Origin of the sequence: Pseudomonas sp. URMO17WK12:I12, assembly GCF_000514395.1 — a bacterium.
GTDB classification, from domain to species: domain Bacteria; phylum Pseudomonadota; class Gammaproteobacteria; order Pseudomonadales; family Pseudomonadaceae; genus Aquipseudomonas; species Aquipseudomonas mucoides.
In genome coordinates this window covers 115710-136938 of record NZ_AZVV01000016.1, presented here as the reverse complement: position 1 = coordinate 136938, position 21229 = coordinate 115710, and the positions used below count along the sequence as shown (strand labels likewise).

The 21229-nt window shown below is 59.5% G+C and carries 21 protein-coding genes; 9 read left to right on the top strand and 12 right to left on the bottom strand.

Annotated elements, in window-relative coordinates; all coding sequences use genetic code 11:
• Positions 1 to 25 precede the first annotated feature (25 nt).
• A complete protein-coding gene (locus tag D882_RS01000000131345) occupies positions 26 to 1087 on the top strand; it encodes an alpha/beta fold hydrolase (protein ID WP_081744000.1) in 1062 nt (353 codons plus the stop codon).
• A gap of 107 nt (positions 1088 to 1194) precedes the next feature.
• Here the strand turns inward: D882_RS01000000131345 and D882_RS0122570 are convergent, their stop codons facing one another.
• The 7 genes from D882_RS0122570 to D882_RS0122545 all read right to left on the bottom strand — a co-directional run bounded on the left by D882_RS0122570 (position 1195) and on the right by D882_RS0122545 (position 7591).
• The gene (locus D882_RS0122570) at positions 1195 to 2844 is read right to left on the bottom strand and encodes a 3-(methylthio)propionyl-CoA ligase (RefSeq protein WP_027925337.1); all 1650 of its coding nucleotides are present in this window, start codon (positions 2842 to 2844) and stop codon (positions 1195 to 1197) included.
• Positions 2845 to 3028: 184 nt separating this feature from the next.
• On the bottom strand, positions 3029 to 3508 hold the full coding sequence (locus D882_RS0122565; RefSeq protein ID WP_027925336.1) for a 2,4'-dihydroxyacetophenone dioxygenase family protein: 480 nt from the start codon (positions 3506 to 3508) through the stop codon (positions 3029 to 3031).
• Between the two features lie 106 nt (positions 3509 to 3614).
• Complete coding sequence (locus tag D882_RS0122560; protein ID WP_218186582.1) at positions 3615 to 4487, bottom strand: TauD/TfdA family dioxygenase; 873 nt, start codon at positions 4485 to 4487, stop codon at positions 3615 to 3617.
• Positions 4488 to 5110: 623 nt separating this feature from the next.
• Complete coding sequence (locus tag D882_RS1000000132245) at positions 5111 to 5488, bottom strand: c-type cytochrome (RefSeq protein ID WP_081743999.1); 378 nt, start codon at positions 5486 to 5488, stop codon at positions 5111 to 5113.
• Between the two features lie 98 nt (positions 5489 to 5586).
• Complete coding sequence (locus D882_RS0122555; RefSeq protein WP_027925334.1) at positions 5587 to 5949, bottom strand: DUF6124 family protein; 363 nt, start codon at positions 5947 to 5949, stop codon at positions 5587 to 5589.
• Positions 5950 to 6414: 465 nt separating this feature from the next.
• Positions 6415 to 6630: a DUF4287 domain-containing protein gene (locus D882_RS0122550; protein ID WP_027925333.1), complete on the bottom strand. Its 216-nt coding sequence runs from the start codon at positions 6628 to 6630 to the stop codon at positions 6415 to 6417.
• Positions 6631 to 6706: 76 nt separating this feature from the next.
• Positions 6707 to 7591, bottom strand: a complete 885-nt coding sequence (locus D882_RS0122545; protein WP_027925332.1) for a LysR family transcriptional regulator — start codon at positions 7589 to 7591, stop codon at positions 6707 to 6709.
• 121 nt (positions 7592 to 7712) lie between these two features.
• Here D882_RS0122545 and D882_RS0122540 point away from each other — a divergent pair, with 121 nt between their 5' ends.
• A complete protein-coding gene (locus tag D882_RS0122540) occupies positions 7713 to 9362 on the top strand; it encodes a GMC family oxidoreductase (protein WP_027925331.1) in 1650 nt (549 codons plus the stop codon).
• A 163-nt stretch (positions 9363 to 9525) separates the two neighbouring features.
• Complete coding sequence (locus D882_RS0122535; protein WP_027925330.1) at positions 9526 to 11148, top strand: MFS transporter; 1623 nt, start codon at positions 9526 to 9528, stop codon at positions 11146 to 11148.
• Positions 11149 to 11199: 51 nt separating this feature from the next.
• Here D882_RS0122535 and D882_RS0122530 read toward each other — a convergent pair whose 3' ends face one another.
• Entirely contained in the window at positions 11200 to 11568 is a 369-nt protein-coding gene (locus D882_RS0122530) for a DUF427 domain-containing protein (protein WP_027925329.1), read from the bottom strand.
• A 265-nt stretch (positions 11569 to 11833) separates the two neighbouring features.
• Between D882_RS0122530 and D882_RS0122525 the strand changes: the two genes are divergently transcribed.
• The 4 genes from D882_RS0122525 to D882_RS0122510 all read left to right on the top strand — a co-directional run bounded on the left by D882_RS0122525 (position 11834) and on the right by D882_RS0122510 (position 15931).
• Positions 11834 to 13783 (top strand): DNA topoisomerase III, encoded by a 1950-nt coding sequence (locus D882_RS0122525; protein WP_027925328.1) that lies wholly within the window; start codon positions 11834 to 11836, stop codon positions 13781 to 13783.
• 113 nt (positions 13784 to 13896) lie between these two features.
• Positions 13897 to 14526: a glutathione S-transferase family protein gene (locus D882_RS0122520; protein ID WP_027925327.1), complete on the top strand. Its 630-nt coding sequence runs from the start codon at positions 13897 to 13899 to the stop codon at positions 14524 to 14526.
• A gap of 53 nt (positions 14527 to 14579) precedes the next feature.
• Positions 14580 to 15077 carry a GNAT family N-acetyltransferase gene (locus D882_RS0122515; RefSeq protein WP_027925326.1) on the top strand — a complete coding sequence of 166 codons (498 nt, stop codon included), beginning with the start codon at positions 14580 to 14582 and terminating at the stop codon, positions 15075 to 15077.
• A 524-nt stretch (positions 15078 to 15601) separates the two neighbouring features.
• Positions 15602 to 15931 (top strand): hypothetical protein, encoded by a 330-nt coding sequence (locus D882_RS0122510; RefSeq protein ID WP_027925325.1) that lies wholly within the window; start codon positions 15602 to 15604, stop codon positions 15929 to 15931.
• Positions 15932 to 16001: 70 nt separating this feature from the next.
• On the opposite strand, the gene cynR is transcribed toward D882_RS0122510, so the two are convergent.
• The gene (gene cynR / locus D882_RS0122505) at positions 16002 to 16874 is read right to left on the bottom strand and encodes a transcriptional regulator CynR (RefSeq protein WP_027925324.1); all 873 of its coding nucleotides are present in this window, start codon (positions 16872 to 16874) and stop codon (positions 16002 to 16004) included.
• A 121-nt stretch (positions 16875 to 16995) separates the two neighbouring features.
• On the opposite strand from cynR, the gene cynS reads away from it, so the two are divergent.
• Together cynS and D882_RS0122495 are read left to right on the top strand one after the other, a co-directional pair.
• Positions 16996 to 17463 (top strand): cyanase, encoded by a 468-nt coding sequence (gene cynS, locus D882_RS0122500; protein ID WP_027925323.1) that lies wholly within the window; start codon positions 16996 to 16998, stop codon positions 17461 to 17463.
• 144 nt (positions 17464 to 17607) lie between these two features.
• Positions 17608 to 18267, top strand: coding sequence for a carbonic anhydrase (locus tag D882_RS0122495; RefSeq protein ID WP_027925322.1), 660 nt, complete (start codon positions 17608 to 17610; stop codon positions 18265 to 18267).
• Between the two features lie 50 nt (positions 18268 to 18317).
• Here the strand turns inward: D882_RS0122495 and D882_RS0122490 are convergent, their stop codons facing one another.
• The 3 genes from D882_RS0122490 to glsB form a co-directional block, all read right to left on the bottom strand.
• Positions 18318 to 18659, bottom strand: a complete 342-nt coding sequence (locus D882_RS0122490; RefSeq protein WP_027925321.1) for a BON domain-containing protein — start codon at positions 18657 to 18659, stop codon at positions 18318 to 18320.
• 74 nt (positions 18660 to 18733) lie between these two features.
• Positions 18734 to 20236, bottom strand: a complete 1503-nt coding sequence (locus tag D882_RS0122485; protein ID WP_027925320.1) for an aldehyde dehydrogenase family protein — start codon at positions 20234 to 20236, stop codon at positions 18734 to 18736.
• A 74-nt stretch (positions 20237 to 20310) separates the two neighbouring features.
• Entirely contained in the window at positions 20311 to 21219 is a 909-nt protein-coding gene (glsB, locus tag D882_RS0122480) for a glutaminase B (RefSeq protein ID WP_027925319.1), read from the bottom strand.
• Positions 21220 to 21229 lie beyond the last annotated feature (10 nt).

Below are 21229 nucleotides of genomic sequence, written 5' to 3'. Positions count from 1 at the left end.
ACAATTGATAAGATGGAGGTAGAAAATGGAGACGCGCACTTCGATGCGTATCGGTCAGCCGCTCGCTGCAATGGCGCCTGCGGATGCCGACGATCCTGATGCATTCAACCACTGCTTTGCCGAAGTCAACGGCATCCGCATGCATTACATCGACGAGGGCCAGGGCCCGCTCGTCATCCTGCTGCACGGTTTCCCCTACCTCTGGTACATGTGGCGGCGCCAGATCGTGGCTTTGGCCGAGGCCGGCTTTCGGGTTGTCGTGCCCGATCAACGCGGGTTCGGGCAGTCGGACCGACCCGATGCCATCGAAGCCTATGACATGAGCCAGGCCGTCGGCGACATGGTGGGCTTGATGGGGGCCCTGGGCGAAACGTCCGCGGTCATCATTGGGCATGACCTGGGGGCCTGGGTGGCTCAAGCGTCGGCCCTGTTGCGACCGGATCTGTTCCGTGGCCTGGTGATGCTCAATACGCCGGTGCCACCGCGCAGCAAGGTCAAGCCGACCGCGGGTCTGCAGGCCATGGCGAAAGGAAGGGTCTACCACCACCTGTATTTCCAGCAGCTCGACAAGCCGGATCGCGAGTTGGCCCATGATCCGCGCAAGACCTTGAGCAGCGTCTTCTATTCGATCTCCGGCAGCGCCGTCGGCGCCGAACGCTGGCGTCTGTTCGTCGAGGCCGGTGAACCCATTCTCAATGCCTTCACCGAGCCGAAGGGGGAGTTTCCGTCCTGGTTGAGCCCGCGGTCGCTGGACTACTACGTCGCCGAGTACACACGCACGGGCTTTACCGGAGCCCTCAACTATTACCGCTGTCGTGACCGCAACTGGGAAATCACCGCGTTTCTCGACGGCGCGAAGGTCAGCCAGCCGAGCCTGTTCATCGGTGGTGCTGCCGACCCTTCCCTGGAGCCGGTCGAAATCCGTGGTCTCTACGACCAGATGGACGCCTATCTGCCCGCACTGTGCAAAAAGGTGCTGCTACCCGGTGTAGGCCATAGCGCCGCAGAGGAAAGCCCTGCCCAGGTCAACGAATTGCTGCTGGAGTTTCTCGAGCAGTCGATGTCCTGTGAGCCAGCGGCACGCTAAGCCACTGCATAGCGTGAATGCAAAAGGCAGGGCGAACGCTAGCGGCATCTGCCGTAACGTCCGCGCTGCCTTTGCACATGGACAGGGCTGGATTTTTACCTGGCTACTCAGCTGACAACCTTGACCAGCAGATGATCGCCGAACTGCTCGCGCAGACAGTTCTTCAAGACCTTGCCCGTAGCACCCAGTGGAATCGTGTCGACGAAGACCACATCATCCGGCGTCCACCACCTGGCAATCTTGCCTTCATAAAAGGCCAGCAGTTCATCCCGCGTCAGGGCTGCCTGCGCTTTCCTGACGATGATCAGCAAGGGCCGTTCATCCCACTTCGCATGTTTGGCCGCGATGCAGGCCGCCTGGGCGACTGACGGGTGGCTCAGCGCAATGTTCTCCAGGTCAATGGAGCCTATCCACTCGCCACCCGACTTGATCACATCCTTGCTGCGATCGGTGATCTGCATGAAGCCATCGCCATCGATGGTCGCCACATCGCCGGTCAGGAACCATGTCTGGCCGGCGTGCTCGAGCAGCGGCGAGCACTCACCTTCGTTTCTGAAATAGTCGCGTACCACCCAGGGTCCACGCACCATCAGGTCACCCGAGGTCGCGCCGTCCCAAGGCAGTTCCACGCCGTCCGTACCGACGATCTTCATGTCGACGCCAAATACTGCGCGGCCTTGTTTGGACTGCACGGCATTACGCTCGGCCGGGGACATGACCAGGTGCCTGGCCTTGAGGGTGCCAATGGTTCCGATCGGGCTCAATTCCGTCATCCCCCAGACGTGCAGCACTGCTACGCCGAAGATCTCCTGAAACGTGTGCAGCATGGCCGTGGGGCAGGCTGCGCCGCCAATGATGGTGCGCTTCATGCTGGAGAACCGCTGACCTGTGACCTCAAGATGCCCAAGAAGGCCTTGCCAGACCGTCGGTACGCCGGCGGACAGCGTCACCTGCTCGGCTTCGAGCAGCTCAAACAGCGATTGGCCGTCCAGCGCAGGTCCCGGAAATACCAGCTTGGCGCCGACCATGCAGGCGATATACGGGAGCCCCCAGGCGTTGACATGGAACATCGGCACAACCGGCAGGATGACGTCGCGCGCCGAACAATTCAGGGCATCCGGTAGCGCCGCCGCATAAGTGTGCAGCAGCGATGAGCGATGACTGTACAAGACACCTTTTGGGTTGCCCGTGGTGCCGGAGGTGTAGCAGAGCGTACACGCGGCATCTTCGTCGAGATCCGGCCAGGCGTAGTCGCAGGAACCCTGTTGAAGCAGATCTTCATAGCACAGCAGGTTGTCGATACCGGCGTCTGTCGGCATATGGGCCTGATCGGTCATGGCGATGAACGCCTTGACCGTGTGGCAGCGGCCAGCGATGAGCTTGATCAACGGCAGGAAGGTCATGTCGAAAAAGATGTACTGGTCTTCGGCATGATTGGCGATGTAGGCCACCTGGTCTTCATGCAGGCGTGGGTTGATGGTATGCACGATGGCACCCATGCCGCCGATGCCATAGTACAACTCCAGGTGACGATAGCCGTTCCAGGCCAGCGTACCGATGCGGTCGGCTGGCTGCACGCCCAGGCCGGTCAGGGCGCTGGCCATCTGGCGCGCGCGACGGTGGCAGTCTCGGAAGGTGTAGCGATGGATATCGCCCTCGACCCTGCGGGACACAATCGGTGTATCGCCATGATGGCGGTCGGCATGTTCTATCAGAGAAGAAATCAACAGCTGCTTGTGCATCATCAAGCCATGCATGGGCATCGCTCCGTTCATAAGTCTGAGATCGGGGAGCGGACAGGCGGCCAGGGCTCTCTGTCAGATTCCACGTCAAGACCGCGAACCGGGACAGCCTGTTTTCCTCCCCTGGATATTGGCGATCAGGTAACCGTCCCGGCTGCCCCGTGAATCGGGGCCTGCCGGGAGCGTTGCTGGAACCGGATCAGTTAAATGCTGTGAGATCTTTCGGCGCGATGTCGTGCAGCTCGCAATAAGCGAGGTAACGCTTGAGGCCGGACTTCCAGTTTTCCAGCGCGACGATATTGTCGTTGTCATCGACAAACGCGAGGTCGCCATTGACCTGGACCAGGGTCAGCACATAGCCGTCGCCATTGCCGGTGCTGACGACTTCCGGGGTGTGAGTCGACCCGGCCGTCTCGTAGACAATGCTGCCCGGGCCGGCGACCCAGTCATGCTCCTTGTATTTCCACTGGCCTTCGAAGGTGTAGACCATCACCGTGCCCGTGTGATGGTGCTTGGGCAGTTGCATGTCGATCGGCGCCTTCATCATGACGATCCATTCGCCGCGGATCGGGTCGAGTTTGAAGTACTTGAGCAGGACGTTATCCGCATACGGGGTAAACGGAATCCAGGGCAGGGATTCGCCATCGATGACGGCGGTGTCGACGTGTTCGTAGAGCATAGGTATCTCCGTTGATTGTTGTTGTGAGCGGGAATTTTTCGGCGGCCGGGATCGCCCGACCATCACGGAGGGTCGGGTGTTCTGGCAGCCTGTCAGGCAGTCAGGGTCAGTTCAGCGGGGTGCCCGTCAGGGTCGCGCGCAGCATCTTTCTTGGCGCATTGCCGTAGTCAGCCACCGCGTAGTGCTGGACTTGCAGGTTGTCCCACATGGCAACCGTGTTGGTGCGCCATTTCAGGCGTACCTGATATTCAGGAATGGCGGCCTGGGAGATCAGGTAGTTCATCAGATGATGAGCCTCGGGCATGAAGTCCTGGCCGTAACGGATGTCCTCGAAGTTGAAGAAATTCGAGAAATGGGTGGTGAACGCGGAGTTGACGAACAGCACCTTTTCACCCGTCTCGGGATGGATCAGCACAACCGGGTGTTCAGCGCCGGGGGTCTTCAGGGCCATCGCGTGACGTTCTTCGCGTGGCAACTGGGCGCCAAAGGTCTGCTCGGCACCGTGCTTGGCATACAAACCCTCGATCCGCTGCTTGATGGTGTCGGGCAGATTGTCGTAGGCCATCACCATGTTGGAAAACAGAGTGTCTCCGCCGGTTTCCGGACCCAGTTCGCAGCGCAACACCGCGCCGCGGGGCGGCGCCTTCTTGTAAGTGACATCGGCATGCCAGAGGTTCTCGCGGCTGGCCTTTTCGACATAGCTCTTGGGCTTGCTCGGATCGAGGTTGCGGTACAGCATCAGCAACTTGTCCGCCTCCGGATGGCTGGGCGCCAGGGGATGTGCTTCCAGTTCGCTGAATTGCGCGGCGAAATGCTGTTGCTCCATTGGAGTGATGTTCTGATCGCGAAAGAACAGCACTTTGTGCTTGAGCCACAGCTCCCGGATTTGCGCGATCAGTTCGGGGTCCTCAGCGGCGTCGACAAGGCTGACGTTGCTGAGCTCGGCGCCGATGGCGGGCGTGCAAAGCTCCACCTTGATCGAATGCTGGCGCACCGACGACCGGATGATGGCCGGTGCCGAGGGAGAGGTTGGTGAAGGGGTGTCCTGGATTTCGGCGATTTTTGTCATTGTTGTCTCCACTCCGTGCTTATACGTCGGTGCGCAAGATATGCGCCCGTTATAGGTAACCGGCCCCCGCTGATGGGGCGGAGGTAGTGGTCCTATCGTAGATATCCCAGGCACGAGGCTATGAGCGCAGCGGGACAGTTTCTTAGCATGTTGGGACAACGAGCCGAGCGGTCAGGACTCAGGTGAATGATGACCATGCTCCGGCGCTGTCTTTCTTGCGAGGCCGGAATTAGTTGAGATCGACCGTGTGCGAGCGATTGGTCGAATTGGCAGCGCAACCAGTGCGAGATCTGCTGCTTTCATCGAAGGACTTGAGGTTCTCAAAAAAATCGAATGTCTCCTTTTGGCCGTTATTTGCCTGTCACAACCGCAGCCGACTGCTGCTGGATGCGATGAGCCGCCCGAGGTTGTATTCCGAGATTGCTCATGAGCGATTTACCTGCGAGAGGTCGGCTGGCTCATTTGCATTGCCCCACACGTCCTCAAACCTGAAATGGCTTTTAGCTGTCTGTGCCTGTCTCTCATCTCAAACATCACCGTTTTTTTGAAATAACACCCCCCATGTATTGATTCAAATCGCGCAGATCTTTAATGCTCCATGAGTACGGCGATAGCTTTACACCGTTCTCTCGTAACGTTTTTGGAATTAAGTCTCCATTGGGACGAAGTATTATCGATGACACAATCACGCCCGGATAATCATTTAATCGTTTTTTGAAAGCGGAGGTTGTTAGATCAGGTGTAGGAGGATTGCTTTTATTAGCCAATGGCCCTGTAGCTTTGAGATCTATTCCGTGACACATGGCGCATCGCTGTAAATAGAGGTTTTTTCCATTAACATTTTCAGCGAAGGATAGTGATGTTTGAGCTAACGACACCCCCCCTAGAAAAGTGATGAATAATAGTTTCATGGTTTTTATCTTCCTTGATGGAATCAGCGTTGACTGGGTGCGATTGGTGGTTGCGCTCTGTGGCGAGCAATCAGTTTCCCGCCACAGAGGGGCCGTGCTTACTCCTTCACTTCAACCTTATCCAGCGCCTGATTCACCGCCAGTTCCCCCAGCATGACCACCTGCGTAATCCCCAGCAGCGTCTTGCGGTGTGAGTTCTCCAACAACGCCGCGAGATTGCTGAGCATGGTGGTCGCCGAGCCCAGTGATTCGCTGGCGTTGACCAGCAGGGATTCTGAGTCGCACTTGGGGTTGGCGAGGAACATCGGTTCGGGTTCGTGGGTGCTGGCCATGATCTGGGCGGCCGGGTTGAGATAGTGGTCGAGGGCGCGTTCGGCCGCTTCGTGGAGTTTTTTCGAATCGAGGGATTCGTAGGGCGATGCCGGATCGGTGTCGGGCGGGTTGGGTGTTGGTTTGATCATAGTAAAACTCCTAATTGAAAACGGAGCCTTCACCCACGCTACCAAACGATGGGTGGCGGCCATACGCGGGTTGGTAGACCGGTAACTAGGAACCCGGCGCTCCCATGGGAGCCCTGCGCATGGCCACCATAAAGCAGAGACAGAACAGTCCTGCAAACGGTGCGCTATGCGACTAGTTATACCGGGCTACCAAACCCGATCACTGTTTTTCAGTGACCCAGCCACGATAAAACCCGCGCCCCAGACGCACAAGCCGGCGAATTCTGTCTTACCCGTAGGCGATGGCGCAAGGCGTTGTAGCCTTTGGCTGGTAACAGGAGGCTTCGCTTAAACAGATGCGGGTTTTGTTGTTTAAGCGCCAGACAAATGAAATCCCTGTGGGCGCGAGCAAGCTCACCCCCACAGGGTTTTGTGTTTTGTCTGAGGGATCGGGGGGGCACAAACATGCCCTGCCCCCCTGCCCGGTCACTTTTTGTTGGCGGCCAGATAGTGCGCGACCAACGCATTGGCATGGCCATGGCCCATGCCGTGTTCATCTTTCAACCACGCCACGATTTCCATGTGCTTCTTGTCGCTCACTGTTCCGAGCAACGCCAGCCAGTGGCTAATCGGCTGCCCATACTTTTTCTCAATGGACGGGAAGTACGACGCCGGTCCTTTTACTTTTGTGTCTTCGGCCATGCTGCAAGCTCCCTTTGTCACGACGGAGTGTCGGATAACGCTCCTTGTCGTCAGCCCATAGAGTGGCCGCGATTGGCTATCCCAGCAACAACCCCTGCTCCGCCTCACACAACCCCACCACATAGTCCCAAACCACCCGCAGCCGCACCGACTTGTGCAACTCGCGCCGGGTACTGATCCAGTAACTTCGCTCAATACTCTCGTCCGGCAACAACGGCACCAGGTCCGCATCTGCACTTGCCATGTAACAAGGCAACACCGCAATCCCCAACCCGGAGCGCGCAGCCTGTTGCTGGGCGATGACGCTGGTGCTGTGAAACACCACCCGTGGATTGCGGCAGAAGCTATTAAGGAACATCAATTCCTGGCTGAACAGCAAGTCGTCGACATAGCCGATCCAGGCATGGCGCCCGAGGTCTTCGCGGCTGCGCAATGGCGGTGAGCGATCGAGATACGCCTGGCTGGCGTAGAGCCCCAATCGATAGTCGGTGAGTTTGCGGGTGACCAGCATGTCGGCGGCCGGGCGTTCGAGGTGGATGCTGATTTCGGCTTCGCGGTTGAGGATGCTGACGAAGCGCGGCACCGCCACCAGTTCCACTTCCAGTCCCGGATAGCGTTCGAACAAGCCGTTCATGCGGCTGGCAAGGAACATGATGCCCAGCCCTTCCGTGACGCCGACGCGAATCTTGCCCAGCGGCGCGGTGGACTGGGTGATTTCTTCCTGGGCCAGCAACGCGACGTTTTCCATGGCTTCGGCGTGTTTGAGCAGCGCTTCGCCGGCCGGGGTCATTTCGTAACCCTGAGCATGCTGGACGAACAGCGCCGTACCGAGGCTCTTTTCGATGGCCTCGATGTGCCGCGCGACTGTGGCGTGGGTGGTGTTCAAACGGCGGGCAGCGGTGAGCAAACGCCCGCTGCGCTGCAACTCGAGAAAAAACCGCAGGTCATTCCAGTCGAACATGATCCGTCCTTGAGGCAATGCTGTTTAAAAACGCACAGCGGCTGCGCAAAAACTAACATTCTTTTGACGAAAGCGAACAACTAGGATGACCGACAACAAGAACAACAAGACGAGGTCAGGGATGAAGACTCTCCTGGATGAATTCGACTACATTGTGGTCGGCGCCGGGCCGGCGGGTTGTTTGCTGGCCAATCGACTGTCGGCCAACCCGCAACACCGGGTGCTGCTGCTCGAAGCCGGTGGCCGCGATAACTATGCGTGGATTCACATTCCCGTGGGTTACCTGTTCTGCATCGGCAACCCGCGCACCGATTGGTGTTTCAAGACTCAGGCACAAGCCGGCCTGCAAGGTCGCACCCTGAGTTACCCGCGCGGCAAAGTGCTCGGCGGCTGTTCTTCCATCAACGGCATGATCTACATGCGTGGCCAGGCCGGCGACTACGACCGCTGGGCTGCCGATGGCAATCCGGGCTGGAGCTGGAACGACGTGTTGCCGTTGTTCAAAAAGAGCGAAAACCATTTTGCCGGCGACTCCGAGTTTCACGGCGCCAGCGGCGACTGGCGGGTCGAGCGGCAGCGGCTGTCGTGGTCGATTCTGGACGCCTTCCGCAACGCTGCCGAGCAAAGCGGCATTGCCAGCATTGATGATTTCAACCAGGGCGATAACGAAGGCTGCGGCTACTTTCAGGTCAACCAGAAGGCCGGGATCCGCTGGAACGCGGCCAAGGCTTTTCTCAAACCGGTCCGCCATCGCGTCAATCTCACCGTGCTGACCGACGTCGAAGTGGACCGCGTGTTGCTGGAAAACGGTCGCGCCTCAGCGCTGATAACGCGCTGCCAAGGTCAGGCGAAAACCTTCAAGGCGCGCAAGGAAATCGTCTTGTGCGCCGGCTCTGTCGGCTCACCGGGCATCCTTCAGCGCTCGGGGATCGGTCCGCGTCCGCTGCTGCAAAAACTCGGAATCGGCGTCGCCCATGAGCTGCCGGGGGTGGGCGGCAATCTGCAGGATCACCTGCAATTGCGGTTGATCTACAAACTGGAAAATGCGCGAACGCTGAACCAGATCGCCGGCAGCGTGTGGGGCAAGATGGGCATGGGTTTGCGCTATCTGTATGACCGCAGCGGCCCGCTGTCCATGGCGCCGAGTCAACTGGGGGCCTTCGCCCGCTCGGGTCCGGAACAGACCTCGGCGAATCTCGAATATCACGTGCAGCCCTTGTCGCTGGAGCGCTTCGGCGAGCCGTTGCACCCCTTCCCTGCTTTTACTGCCTCGGTTTGCGATCTACGGCCGCAGAGCCGTGGCCGAGTAGACATCAGTTCTGCCAGCCCGCAGGACGCGCCAGTGATTAACCCCAACTATTTGAGTCACCCGGAGGATTTGCGTGTGGCGGCTGATGCCATTCGCCTGACCCGGCGCATCGTTGCTGCGCCGGCGCTGCATGCGTTCAAACCGGTCGAGTATTTGCCCGGTGACCGTTTGCAGACTGAAGAGGAATTGCATGAGGCGGCTGCGCAGATCGGCACGACTATTTTCCATCCGGTGGGTACTTGCCGGATGGGTAATGACGCGGAAGCGGTGGTGGATGCCGAGTTGCGGGTCCGTGGCATTCCCGGTTTGCGTGTAGCTGATGCCTCGATCATGCCGCGCATTACCTCGGGCAATACCTGTTCGCCGACGTTGATGATTGCCGAAAAAGCCGCCCAGCTAATCCTCGAATCAACAGCCAACACCATTCCTGCAGGAGTGAGCCTGCTCGCGATGACTGACTGATATTCAACATCTATGGTGACTGCTACACCGCTATCGTCGGAACGCCGCCCGGAGCCGGTTCACGCCTACAAGGGTAATGAGCTTGGCTTGTGGGCATTGAGCTCTACATGGAACACGCAACACCAGTGGAACAACAAAAACAATCACTGTGAGGGATACCGATATGTCAGAACATGTTCAGACCCTGGAAGCCGCGCCCGTCGCGGCGATCACCCACGACACCCGCAAAGTCATCTTCGCCTCGTCACTGGGGACGGTGTTCGAGTGGTACGACTTTTTCCTCTATGGCGCCCTCGCGGCGGTCATCAGCAAACAATTTTTCGCCGGGGTCAACGACACCACGGCGTTCATCTTTGCCCTGATGGCCTTCGCCGCAGGCTTCATCGTGCGGCCTTTCGGCGCGTTGGTGTTCGGTCGATTGGGGGACATGATCGGACGCAAATACACCTTCCTCGCAACCATCGTACTCATGGGCCTGGCGACGTTCTGCGTCGGCTTACTGCCGACCTACGCGAGCATCGGCATCGCCGCGCCGATTATCCTCGTGGTGCTGCGCATGCTTCAGGGTCTGGCCCTGGGCGGTGAATATGGCGGCGCGGCCACCTATGTCGCTGAGCATGCACCGATAGGCAAACGTGGTTTCCACACCAGCTGGATTCAGTCCACGGCGACCCTCGGTTTATTGCTGTCGCTGCTGGTGGTGCTCGGTTGCCGCTACTTCACTGGCGACCAGTTTGAAGTCTGGGGCTGGCGGATTCCGTTTCTGTTTTCCATCATTTTGCTGGGCATCTCGACCTGGATTCGCCTGAGCCTGCACGAGTCGCCGGCCTTCGTGAAAATGAAAGAGGAAGGCAAACTCTGCAAGTCGCCGCTGCGTGATTCCTTCGGCAAGTGGGAAAACCTCAAGGTCGTGTTGATTGCCCTGTTCAGCATCAACGCCGGGCAAGCGGTGACCTTTTACGCCGCGCAGTTTTACGTGCTGTTTTTCCTCACCCAGTTCCTGAAGATGGACCCGGCGGTGGCCAACGGTTTGCTGATTGTCAGCGTGATCATTGGCGCGCCTTTCTTCATTTTCTTTGGCTGGCTGTCGGACAAGGTCGGGCGCAAACCGGTGCTGATGATCGGCCTGCTGCTGGCCACCGCGCTGTATTTCCCGATCTTCAAATCCCTGGCGCATTACGCCAACCCGGCCATTGACCAGGCCAGCCGTCAGGCACCGATTACCGTATTGGCCGACCCGGCGACGTGCACGTTCCAGTTCGACCCGGTGGGCAAGGCGAAATTTGATAGCCCGTGCGACAAGGTCAAAACCTTCCTGGTCAAACAAGGCCTGCCATACGCAAGCGCCGAAGCACCCGCGGGCAGTGGCGTACAGGTCAGTGTCGGTGACGTGAAAATCGACGGTTACGACGAAGCGGCCCTGCGTGGCGCGGTGACACTGGCCGGCTATCCGTCACAGGCTGATATGCAGCAAATCAACAAGCCGATGATCGTTGCGTTGATCGTCGCGCTGATCATCATCAGCGCCATGTGCTATGGCCCGCTGGCGGCGTTGATGGTCGAACTGTTCCCGACGCGCATCCGCTACACCTCGATGTCGCTGCCCTATCACATCGGCAACGGCTGGTTTGGCGGGTTCTTGCCGACCGTGTCGTTTGCGTTGGTGGTCTACACCGGCGACATCTTCTACGGGCTCTGGTACCCGGTGGTGATTACCGCGGTGAGCCTGGTGGTGGGGATGATCTGTTTGCGCGAGACCAAGAACGTCGATCTCGATAAAAACTGACGGGGCTTTGTGGCGAGGTTCTCCCTCGCCACACACCTTGGAAAACGATCCTCAGGCTTCGGCATCGAGCAATTCGAATTTCACCTGATCCGGGTAGAACGCCACGTATCCACGAATCTGATTGACGGATATTTTAGGGTTCTCGTAACTCCAGACCGCATTGGCGCCTTCATGCCCCGGGACTTGCAAGCTGTAATAGCTGGCATCGCCCTTGTAGGGGCAATAGCTGGTGTGGTCGGTGCGGGCGTAATACTTTTCGTCGATGTCCTCTCGCGGTATGTAGTAGACCGGCGGGTAATTGGCCTCCAACAGCACCAAAGCGCGCGCGGACGCGGCGACCTGAATGCCATGAAACTTCACCAGCAGGCAACCCGGCTGCTCGTCGATGGTGATGACAGGACTGAGACCGGAGCTTTTCATGGAATACGTTCCTCATGACGGTGATGAACCTGGGAGCGTGGCCCGCCCTTGATGGCGTGCGCCGTTGCCCCGAAACCTGAGACCACAACTGTCAGGTATAACCCAAAATTCGGCATCGCCACGGCCCCGCAGCCGAACGGGCCGTTTTGACCGCCGCAACCCGACGCAACAGCTTTGCTGTACATCCATACAGATAAAGATTGATCCGGCGCTCATCACCGGCCATTCTGTGCGCCTCTTGCACACTTGATGAACGATGGTGGTTATGCGGCTGTACCTCTGTGAAAAACCTTCCCAGGCCAAAGACATTGCAGCCGTGCTAGGCGCCAAGCGTCGGGGCGATGGCTGCTGGCTGGGAACAGACGTCACGGTGACCTGGTGCATCGGCCATTTGCTGGAAACGGCACCGCCGGACGCCTACGACGCGCGCTACAAACGCTGGGTACTGGCCGACCTGCCGATCATTCCCGAGAAATGGAAGATGACCGTCAAGCCGCGCACGGCCAGCCAGTACAAAGCCGTCAAACGCTTGCTCGGCGAGGCCGATGAGCTGGTGATCGCCACCGACGCCGACCGCGAAGGCGAGATGATCGCTCGCGAACTGGTCGAGCACTGCCGCTATCGCGGGCCGATCCGTCGGCTGTGGCTGTCGGCGCTGGACGATGCGTCGATCCGCAAGGCACTGTCTGCGCTGAAACCGGGGGCCGAAACATTCAGCCTTTATCATTCGGCGCTGGGTCGCTCCCGGGCCGACTGGCTGATCGGGATGAACATGAGCCGGTTGTTTACGTTGCTGGGCCGTCAGTCCGGTTATCAGGGCGTGTTGCCGGTAGGTCGGGTGCAGACGCCGACCTTGCGGCTGGTGGTGGACCGCGATCGCAGCATTGCCGATTTCGTCCCCGTGGCTTACTGGGCCATCGACGTGCAGCTGCTGCACGAAGGTACGGCGTTCACAGCCCAATGGCGTGCAACGTCCGATGCTTGTGATGACCAGGATCGCTGCCTGAACCAGCCCCTCGCGCAAGCCGCCGCACAAGCGCTTGGCAACGCCGCGAGCGCACGAGTGATCAAACTGCGCACCGAGCGCATGCGTGAAGTCGCCCCGCTACCCTTCGATCTGGGCACCTTGCAGGAAGTCTGTTCGAAGAAGCTCGGCCTCGGCGCCCAGGAAACTCTGGATATCGCCCAGGCGCTCTACGAAACCCACAAAGTCATCACCTACCCGCGCAGTGATTGCGGTTTTCTGCCGCTGAGTCAGCACAGCGAAGCCCCCGGCATTCTCGCCGCACTGCGCCAGGCCGATCCGTCCCTGAACGCGCTGAACGATTACCTGGAACCGCAACGGCGCTCACGGGCCTGGAACGATGCCAAGGTCACGGCGCACCACGGCATCATCCCCACCGCAGCGGCGAAGAATCTGGATCGGCTGGTGGGCAAACAGCGGGCGGTCTACACGCTGATTCGTGCGCGTTATCTGGCGCAGTTCCTGCCCAATCATGAATACGACCGCACCCAGGCCGACTTCAACTGCGCCGGCGAAGCCCTGCGTGCCGTCGGCAAACAGATCGTCGAACCCGGTTGGAAGCGTGCCCTGCCGGAAGCCCTCGCCCCCGCCAAGGGCCGTGAGGCGCCTGCGCCACAAACCTTGCCGGCACTGGCGGAGGGGCTGGATTGCACCGTGGCCGATGTGAAGCTCAAGGACCTGTGGACACAGCCACCCAAACCGTTCACCGAAGGCGACCTGATCAAGGCCATGAAAAACGTGGCCAAACTGGTGGAAGACCCGCTGCTCAAACAGAAGCTCAAGGACACCACCGGCATCGGCACCGAGGCGACACGCGCCTCGATCATTCAGGGCCTTCTCGACCGTGGTTACCTGATCAAGAACGGCAAAGCGCTGGCCGCTACCCCGGCAGCTTTCAGCCTGATCGATGCGGTGCCGCGCGCGATTGCCGACCCCGGCACCACCGCGATCTGGGAACAAGCGCTGGACATGGTGCAGAGTGGCGAAATGAGCCTGGAAGAGTTCGTCACCAAACAGGCGGCGTGGATGAGCAAACAAGTCGCCCGTTGCGCCGGTTTGAGCCTGACCATCAGCGGCCCCGCCAGCCCGGCCGGGCGAGGTGCCGCACCGTGGAAGAAAAAACGCAAACCGGCGACACGCAAACCCTCGACGGGCAGCAAACGCGCCGCGAAACCGACAAGCAAGGCTTGATGGCACTTCGAACGGACCGGGATGGTCTAGTGTTCTTCAAGCCCGGCGACTGCCTGTTCTGAAAAGACATCGCAGCCTCGTTTCACTCGACAGCGGCTACAGGAATTATATTTATGATTATCGTGCATCACCTGAACAACTCCCGTTCCCAGCGCATTCTCTGGCTGCTGGAAGAATTGGCGATTCCTTACGAGCTGAAACTGTATCAGCGCGATCCGAAAACCAATCTTGCCCCGCCGGAACTGAAAGCGATCAATGCGCTGGGTAAATCGCCGGTCATTGAAGACGGTAAGCAGAAGCTGATCGAGTCCGCGGCGATCATTGATTACCTGATCCGCCGTCATGGCCAGGGTCGCCTGCAACCCGATCCTTCCACCCCTGCCTACGACGAATACGTCCAGTGGCTGCACTTCGCCGAAGGCTCTGCGATGTTGCCGCTGATGCTGAACCTGTATGTCGGACGCCTCGGTGAAGCCGGGGCGCCGCTGCATCCGCGCATCAACTCGGAAGTGGCGAACTACCTGGGCTACCTCGACACCGCACTGAGCCAGTCCGATTACCTGCTCGGTGACGAGTTCAGCGCCGCCGATATCCAGATGAGCTTCATCGGCGAGATCGCCCGTGCCCAAGGCAAACTGGCCAACTACCCGCATGTGGCGGCCTGGGTCCAACGCTTCCAGGCGCGCCCGGCTTACCTCGCTGCATTGAAGAAAGGCGGCCAGTACGACTTCGCGCCGCACTGAGTGATCCTTACAGGGCCACGGATGGCCCTGCGTAACCTGGAGCGCCCCGCACAATGCCTTCGATAGAACTGCACGCCGCCCAGCGTGACGACTTCGACACCCTCCAAAACCTGATGCAGTTCTACGTCTACGACTTCAGCGAATGGCTGCCGCTGGAACTGGGTGAGCATGGCTTTTTCAACATCCAGCCCAAACTCGATTACTGGCGCAAGCCCGCGACCCGAGCGTTTTTGATCCGGGTCGACGGTGAGCTGGCCGGTTTCGTGACCGTGGACGACGACACCCACCTCGAAGGCGCCGAGTACAACATCGGCTATTTTTTTGTCAGTCGGCGCTTCCGTGGCCAAGGTGTCGCGAAGTTTGTCGTTTCCACCCTCTTGAGCCAATTCCCCGGTCAATGGCAGATTTTCCACATCGATGCGAACCCGCCTGCACGGCGGTTCTGGGCCAAAGTGATGCCTGATCTTACGGGCAATCAATTCACCCTGCATCAGCAGCCAGTAGACGGTTATCCCTGCACGTTCTACCGCTTTCAGAGCCCGCAGCCGTAGGCCTGAGGGGCGTGTCCCGGCCTCGCTTTTTCATTCCAATCCGTTTTGTCCGACAATATGTAGTGACTGAAAAAAATCACTACATAACGGTTGACGCCTCCGTTTTGCCCTTGCATGATGCAGACATCTCCCCGATCGGGAGTACAGCAACATGTTTGAGCAAGCTCGTCTGACCGCCGAGCTGTTTTTCCCGGATACACGCTGCCCACAAGGCAGATTGAAGAAGCTGACCTGGCCCGAACGTCCAGTACAAGGACGAGAAGCGCTGGCGATCAATCCTCATGAAGCTTGTGGCCGACCCTGAAAAGTCGGCAGTGGCCTCCAGGTATTCGCTGCTTCTCTTCGTTGTGACGCTAACGCGTAGCAGTTATTCAACACGACTACATGCAACAGACGCGAGACCCGTTGAATTTGACGGCCGACCGCTGACGTCCTGGTTTCGGTGCCAGGGATCAACTAACCGATGGGCTACTTGTATTAGCGAACCAACTTTGAAAGATCACCAAATGGTCAAGGGGCAAATTATGAATCTGAACAATCAACCTTCTATCGATGAACTGGCTCGTCTGTTCGCGGCGCAAAAAGACAGCCACGACAGCCACATTCTGTGGATCAGCAAATCGGGCCAGGTTCATATCGACTGCCTGTCGCCTCACGCTCATGAAGCGGAGTTCGACCAGAACAACCAGAACCTGCTCGCCCGACTGAAGATGTACCGTCGCGGCCAGGGCTATGTCGGCAAGAAAGCCGCGGCCGACAAGGACTTCATCGGTAATGTTCTGCAAACGCTGAAACAGGCATGGGCTTCGCTGCAGAACCAAAACGAAGTTCGGGTGATTGATCGGTTCTACTAACAAACTGACTTACTGATAAAAAAGGGCCTGCTCCCATTAAAGAGCAGGCCCTTTTTTGTGCCTGAGTGTTTTACAGCCCCAACACCAGATTCATAAACGCCACCGACGCCGCGCTGTGGTAGTTGTTTTTACGACGCAACAACGCCGCCCCGCGGGTTGGCGCCTCCCCCACCAATGGAATCTTGCGCAGCGCACGCTCCTGGCTGGCGATGGCTTCCGGCAGGATGGTGGCAATTGCCGTGTGCCGAATGACTTCCAGCAAGGTGCTCACAGAATTGACCTCGATCACCACCTTCGGCGTGATCTGCTCCTGGGCAAAATACTCATTGATGCGGGTGCGGGTGATGAAGTCCGGGGTCAACAGCGCGAACTCCAGTTGAGCGAGTTCTTCAGCGGGCAATGCGAGCTGACTGTCATACAACGGGTGAGCGCGCCCCACCATCACCCCCAGTGTCTCGGTAAACGCTGGAATCGATTCAATGTCGGCATTTCTGACTTCATTGAACGCAATGGCGATGTCCAGTGAGTCATCCACCAACCCCGCTTCAATGTCACCCATCGACAGTTCGAAAATCTCCAGATGGATATTCGGAAACCGCGCCACGTAATCGCGCACCAGCGGCCCCACGAGATACGCCATGAACGTCGGCGTCATCGCCAGGCGCAAGGTGCCGCGGGACAAGTCCTTCACGTCATGCAGCGCACGTTTTCCAGCCTCCAGTTCCACCAATACGCGACGAGCACACTCGATGTAGGCCGCGCCGGCATCGGTCGGTTTGACGGTGCGCGAGGTGCGGTCGAACAGGCTTACGCCCAGGGTTTCTTCCAGCTGCCGGATTTGCTGGGACAAGGTCGGCTGCGACACATGCAACGCCTCGGCGGCCCGGGTGAAGCCGCCGTGGTCGGCGACCGCCAGCAAATAGCGCAGATGTCGTAGCAGCATGGGGATTCCATCTATAGGCAGGGCTTATGCACAGCATTGTATATCGATCTTGGACGCTATGGATCAATCGGCAGAAGATGGCTTCACACCCAAGCAACACCACGCCGACAGGAGAATCACCATGCAACAGTCCCACGCCTACAACGACCCAAGCCTGGCCCTGACCACCTCGATCCTCGATGCCAAGGCCCGCAAGAATCTGTCCTGGCAGGACCTGACCGACGGCACCGGCCTGGGCCTGGCCTACGTCACCGCCGCCCTCCTCGGTCAGCATCCGTTGCCCAAAGCCGCTGCCGAAGTGATCGGCGACAAGCTGGAACTGGACGCCGACGCGGTGGCCCGCCTGCAGATCATCCCCCTGCGCGGCAGCCTCTCCGGTGTCCCGACCGACCCGACCATTTACCGTTTCTACGAAATGATCCAGATCTACGGCACCACCCTCAAAGCCCTGGTTCATGAGCAATTTGGCGACGGCATCATCAGCGCGATCAACTTCAAGCTCGACATGAAAAAAGTCGAAGACCCGGAAGGCGGCTCCCGTGCGGTGATCACCCTGGACGGCAAGTTCCTGCCACTGCGCCCGTTCTAACCCGACACAACCCCCCTGTAGCCGCTGCCGAGCCCGCGAGGCTGCGTCCGAGGACGCAGTCCTCGCCAATACAGGCGACTGCTTCGCAGCCGGACGCAGCCTCGCGGGCTCGACAGCGGCTACAAACACAATGAGGACATCAGCATGAAAGCGCTCATCGACGGTTTTTTGAAGTTCCAGAACGAAGCTTTTCCACAACGCACCGACCTGTTCAAACACCTGGCCACCACCCAGCATCCCGGCACGTTGTTCATCACCTGTTCCGACAGCCGTGTAGTGCCCGAATTACTGACCCAGCAAGAACCCGGTGAATTGTTCGTCATCCGCAACGCCGGCAACATCGTGCCCTCCTACAGCCCTCATCCGGGCGGTGTGTCGGCCACGGTTGAATACGCGGTCGCAGTGCTCGGTGTGACCGACATTGTGATCTGCGGCCATTCGGATTGCGGCGCCATGACCGCCATCGCCAAGTGCACATGCATGGATCACCTGCCGGCAGTCAGCGGCTGGTTGCAGCACGCCGAATCGGCGAAAGTCATCAACGAATCCCGCCCTCACACCAGTGATGCGGCAAGGGTCAGTTCAATGGTCCGGGAAAACGTCATTGCGCAACTGGCCAACATCCAGACACACCCGAGCGTGCGCCTGGCGCAGGAAAAAGGCCTGTTGAATTTGCATGGCTGGGTCTACGACATCGAAACCGGTTCGATTGACGCCCTGGAGGCCAGCACCCGCACCTTCGTCTCGCTGGCGGAACATCCGACGACGTGCGCGGTGTACGGCAAAGCGGTCGAAGCCGCTTGATGATCAGCCCTTGCGCAGCGCTCCCGATCCCGGAAGCGCTGCTGACAGGGTCATTGGTCGTCTGACGAACGTGGCCGCTGCTCCGCGCTCTCCTCAGCGTTGGGCGCTTCGGGAAAAGTGCCTGGTTTGAACACGTGTGTCAGTAATTCCCGGGCATCGACGTCGACCACACCTTGAACCGAGCGGGCCAGTGCCACAGCCTGTTCACATTGCCGATGGGTGTTGACCCGACCACTCAACGCCACGGTGCCCGCATGGGTTTTGACGTGAATGTGCATGGCGAGGGTGGGTTCGCCCATGGCCAGGGCCGACTTCACCCGGGCCGTCAGCCAGGTATCGTGAGCGACCGATTCCAGGTGATGGGAATATTGCTCGAAGGAACGGAGTTTCATGATGGATCCCTCTTTCAGAACGAAGGAGCAAACACCTTAATTATAGTGTGCCCCCTCGCCTGCGGTCGGAATCCCTAGCGCTTGACCGACAGATCGGTCTGCGTCATGCGGCTGCGAATGGTGAACACACCGTCTCCCGAGAGAATCGCGCTGCGCGCAAACAGTCGACCACTCTCCCAATTCGAAAGACCCAGCTCCGGCTTGTTCAAGGCGTACTGTCCGTCGACCCAACGCGTGATGCCGTTGCCGACAAATGGCGCGTTGACCGCGTTGTAGAAGCGCTCATGCGCCGCGTCATCCTCACTGATCAACGACACCGTGAACTGCGGGCTATAGCGATTGAACAAGGCAATCGCACGGTCCAGGTCATCGACGATCATCAGGCTGACTTCCGGGGTTTCTTCCCATTCCCACTCGCGGCCCAATTGCTCCTCCGGCAGTGGCTCGGCCATGGCTTCGGTGCGGTAGCCTTCGGCGCGGTACACCTCGACGCTCGCGCTCAACCATTCCGTCGGCAAACATGCCTCGCTGCCCTCGACGATGTGCAATTTGCAGCCCTGGCCCCGTGCAGTGCCGGCCTGTTGCAACGCATCGAGAAACAGCGGCACCAGATCGGCGGCGCGGTCGCGCTGGATCAGGCAGACGTTGAGGGTGTTGCAGACCTTGCGGTCCAGGGAATTGCGCACCACGGCGGCGAAGCGCGTCGCGTCGGCGTGTTGGTCGGCAATCAGCCAGGCGCCACCGGTGCCGTGCAGGCTGACGGCGGTGCCCGCTTGTTGGGCGATGCTGCCCAATTGGCTGACCGCACGCCCCGAACCCCGCGCCACGGCCAGGGACAGACGCCGGTCGGCGAACATCGCCCAACCGGCCGCGTGATTGACGCTTTCGACCAGCGACACCGCGCCGACCGGCAATCCGGCGTCGCTCAGCGCCGGGTTCAGCGCATGGGTGACGATGGCCTGGGCGGTGCCCAATGCATCGCTGCCGATACGCAGCACCGCGGTGTTACCGGTGCGCAAGACACCGGCGGCATCGGCGAACACGTTCGGTCGACCTTCGAAGACAAACGCGACGATGCCCAGCGGCGACACCACTTGCTCGACTTTCCAGCCGTCATGTTCGACGCAACTGATCACTTTGCCGCGCGTGGCCGACGCATCGCGCCACGCCCGTAGGCCGGCGATCATGTCGCGGCGCATGCGTTCATCGGCCAGCAAGCGCGTGGTTGAGCGTCCACGGGCTTTGGCGCGCTCGATGTCAGCGAGGTTGGCGGCCGCGATCAAGTCCCAGCATTGCGGGGTTTCCAGACGTTGGGCAAACAGGTCGAAGAAGTGGCTGATCGCTTGATCCGACACCGCCGACATCGCGATGAAGGCTGCTTCTGCGCGCTCTATCGCAACGCTGGCCGCTTGCTGGTCCGCCACCGGGATCAGCAACAATTCGCCGCTGACCTGTTCCACCAGCAGGTGGTCGCCGGGCTGGAAGCGTGCGGCCAGTTCGGGGCTGACGACCGTGACACGATTACCGGCAAAAGGAATCGGCGTACCAGCGACTAGACGTTCGAGCGCAAGAGACATGAAGCGGTTTCACCATGCAGGGGGCGGCCGGAAAATGTATAGGAAATTTTCCGGAGCGTCATTAATCCTGCCCGTTAAAACACCGACCAGCCAATCCGCTGGCTCAGCAATTCCAGCGCGGCCATCCCGGCCAGGGAATTGCCGGCGGCGTTCAGTTCCGGCGACCAGACGCACACCGTGAATTGCCCCGGCACCACGGCGACAATTCCGCCGCCAACCCCGCTCTTGCCCGGCAAACCCACGCGATAGGCAAAGTTGCCGGCCTCGTCGTACAGCCCGCTGGTGGCCATGATCGAGTTGACCTGTTGAGTCTGGCGCGCAGTGAGGATCTGTTCGCCGCTGTGCTTGCAGAACCCGTCGTTGGCCAAAAAGCAGAACGCCCGGGCCAGGTCGATGCAATTCATGCGCAACGCGCAGTGGCTGAAGTAGCTGCGCAGCACGGATTCGACGTCGTTGTGAAAGTTGCCGAACGACTGCATCAGGTAGGCCATGGCGGCGTTGCGCGCACGGTGTTGGTATTCGGACTCGGCGACTTTGCCATCGACCATGACCTGCGGATTGCCGGACAGCCGACGAACAAAATCCCGCATCGACAACGCCGGGGCGGCAAAGCGCGACTGGTTGATGTCGCAGATCACCAGGGCGCCGGCATTGATGAAGGGATTACGCGGACGGCCGCGCTCGAATTCCAGCTGCACCAGCGAGTTGAACGGTTGACCGGAAGGTTCGTGGCCCAGACGTTCCCAGATCGCCTCACCGGAGTGTTCGATGGCCTGCACCAGGCTGAAGACCTTGGAAATACTCTGCACCGAGAACGGCGTCTCGGCATCGCCGGCGCAGTACAACTCACCGTCGTTGCTGTACACGGCAATGCCCAATTGATTGGCCGGCACGGTGCCGAGGGCAGGAATGTAGTCCGCCACCTTGCCCTGCCCGATCAGCGGCCGGACAGCGTCGAGGATCTCGTTCAACAGCGCTTGCATGCGAGGTTCC

What these genes read in the sequence shown, in the direction of transcription:
- D882_RS0122515 (WP_027925326.1), top strand. Translation starts at nt 14,580, where the DNA reads ATGCCTTCGATAGAACTGCACGCCGCCCAGCGTGACGACTTCGACACC.
- glsB (WP_027925319.1), bottom strand. Translation starts at nt 21,219, where the DNA reads ATGCAAGCGCTGTTGAACGAGATCCTCGACGCTGTCCGGCCGCTGATC.
- D882_RS0122535 (WP_027925330.1), top strand. Translation starts at nt 9,526, where the DNA reads ATGTCAGAACATGTTCAGACCCTGGAAGCCGCGCCCGTCGCGGCGATC.
- D882_RS0122530 (WP_027925329.1), bottom strand. Translation starts at nt 11,568, where the DNA reads ATGAAAAGCTCCGGTCTCAGTCCTGTCATCACCATCGACGAGCAGCCG.
- cynS (WP_027925323.1), top strand. Translation starts at nt 16,996, where the DNA reads ATGCAACAGTCCCACGCCTACAACGACCCAAGCCTGGCCCTGACCACC.
- D882_RS0122525 (WP_027925328.1), top strand. Translation starts at nt 11,834, where the DNA reads ATGCGGCTGTACCTCTGTGAAAAACCTTCCCAGGCCAAAGACATTGCA.
- D882_RS0122495 (WP_027925322.1), top strand. Translation starts at nt 17,608, where the DNA reads ATGAAAGCGCTCATCGACGGTTTTTTGAAGTTCCAGAACGAAGCTTTT.
- D882_RS0122510 (WP_027925325.1), top strand. Translation starts at nt 15,602, where the DNA reads ATGAATCTGAACAATCAACCTTCTATCGATGAACTGGCTCGTCTGTTC.
- D882_RS0122520 (WP_027925327.1), top strand. Translation starts at nt 13,897, where the DNA reads ATGATTATCGTGCATCACCTGAACAACTCCCGTTCCCAGCGCATTCTC.
- D882_RS0122540 (WP_027925331.1), top strand. Translation starts at nt 7,713, where the DNA reads ATGAAGACTCTCCTGGATGAATTCGACTACATTGTGGTCGGCGCCGGG.
- D882_RS0122565 (WP_027925336.1), bottom strand. Translation starts at nt 3,508, where the DNA reads ATGCTCTACGAACACGTCGACACCGCCGTCATCGATGGCGAATCCCTG.
- D882_RS1000000132245 (WP_081743999.1), bottom strand. Translation starts at nt 5,488, where the DNA reads ATGAAACTATTATTCATCACTTTTCTAGGGGGGGTGTCGTTAGCTCAA.
- D882_RS0122545 (WP_027925332.1), bottom strand. Translation starts at nt 7,591, where the DNA reads ATGTTCGACTGGAATGACCTGCGGTTTTTTCTCGAGTTGCAGCGCAGC.
- D882_RS0122570 (WP_027925337.1), bottom strand. Translation starts at nt 2,844, where the DNA reads ATGCATGGCTTGATGATGCACAAGCAGCTGTTGATTTCTTCTCTGATA.
- D882_RS0122550 (WP_027925333.1), bottom strand. Translation starts at nt 6,630, where the DNA reads ATGGCCGAAGACACAAAAGTAAAAGGACCGGCGTCGTACTTCCCGTCC.
- D882_RS0122555 (WP_027925334.1), bottom strand. Translation starts at nt 5,949, where the DNA reads ATGATCAAACCAACACCCAACCCGCCCGACACCGATCCGGCATCGCCC.
- D882_RS0122485 (WP_027925320.1), bottom strand. Translation starts at nt 20,236, where the DNA reads ATGTCTCTTGCGCTCGAACGTCTAGTCGCTGGTACGCCGATTCCTTTT.
- cynR (WP_027925324.1), bottom strand. Translation starts at nt 16,874, where the DNA reads ATGCTGCTACGACATCTGCGCTATTTGCTGGCGGTCGCCGACCACGGC.
- D882_RS01000000131345 (WP_081744000.1), top strand. Translation starts at nt 26, where the DNA reads ATGGAGACGCGCACTTCGATGCGTATCGGTCAGCCGCTCGCTGCAATG.
- D882_RS0122490 (WP_027925321.1), bottom strand. Translation starts at nt 18,659, where the DNA reads ATGAAACTCCGTTCCTTCGAGCAATATTCCCATCACCTGGAATCGGTC.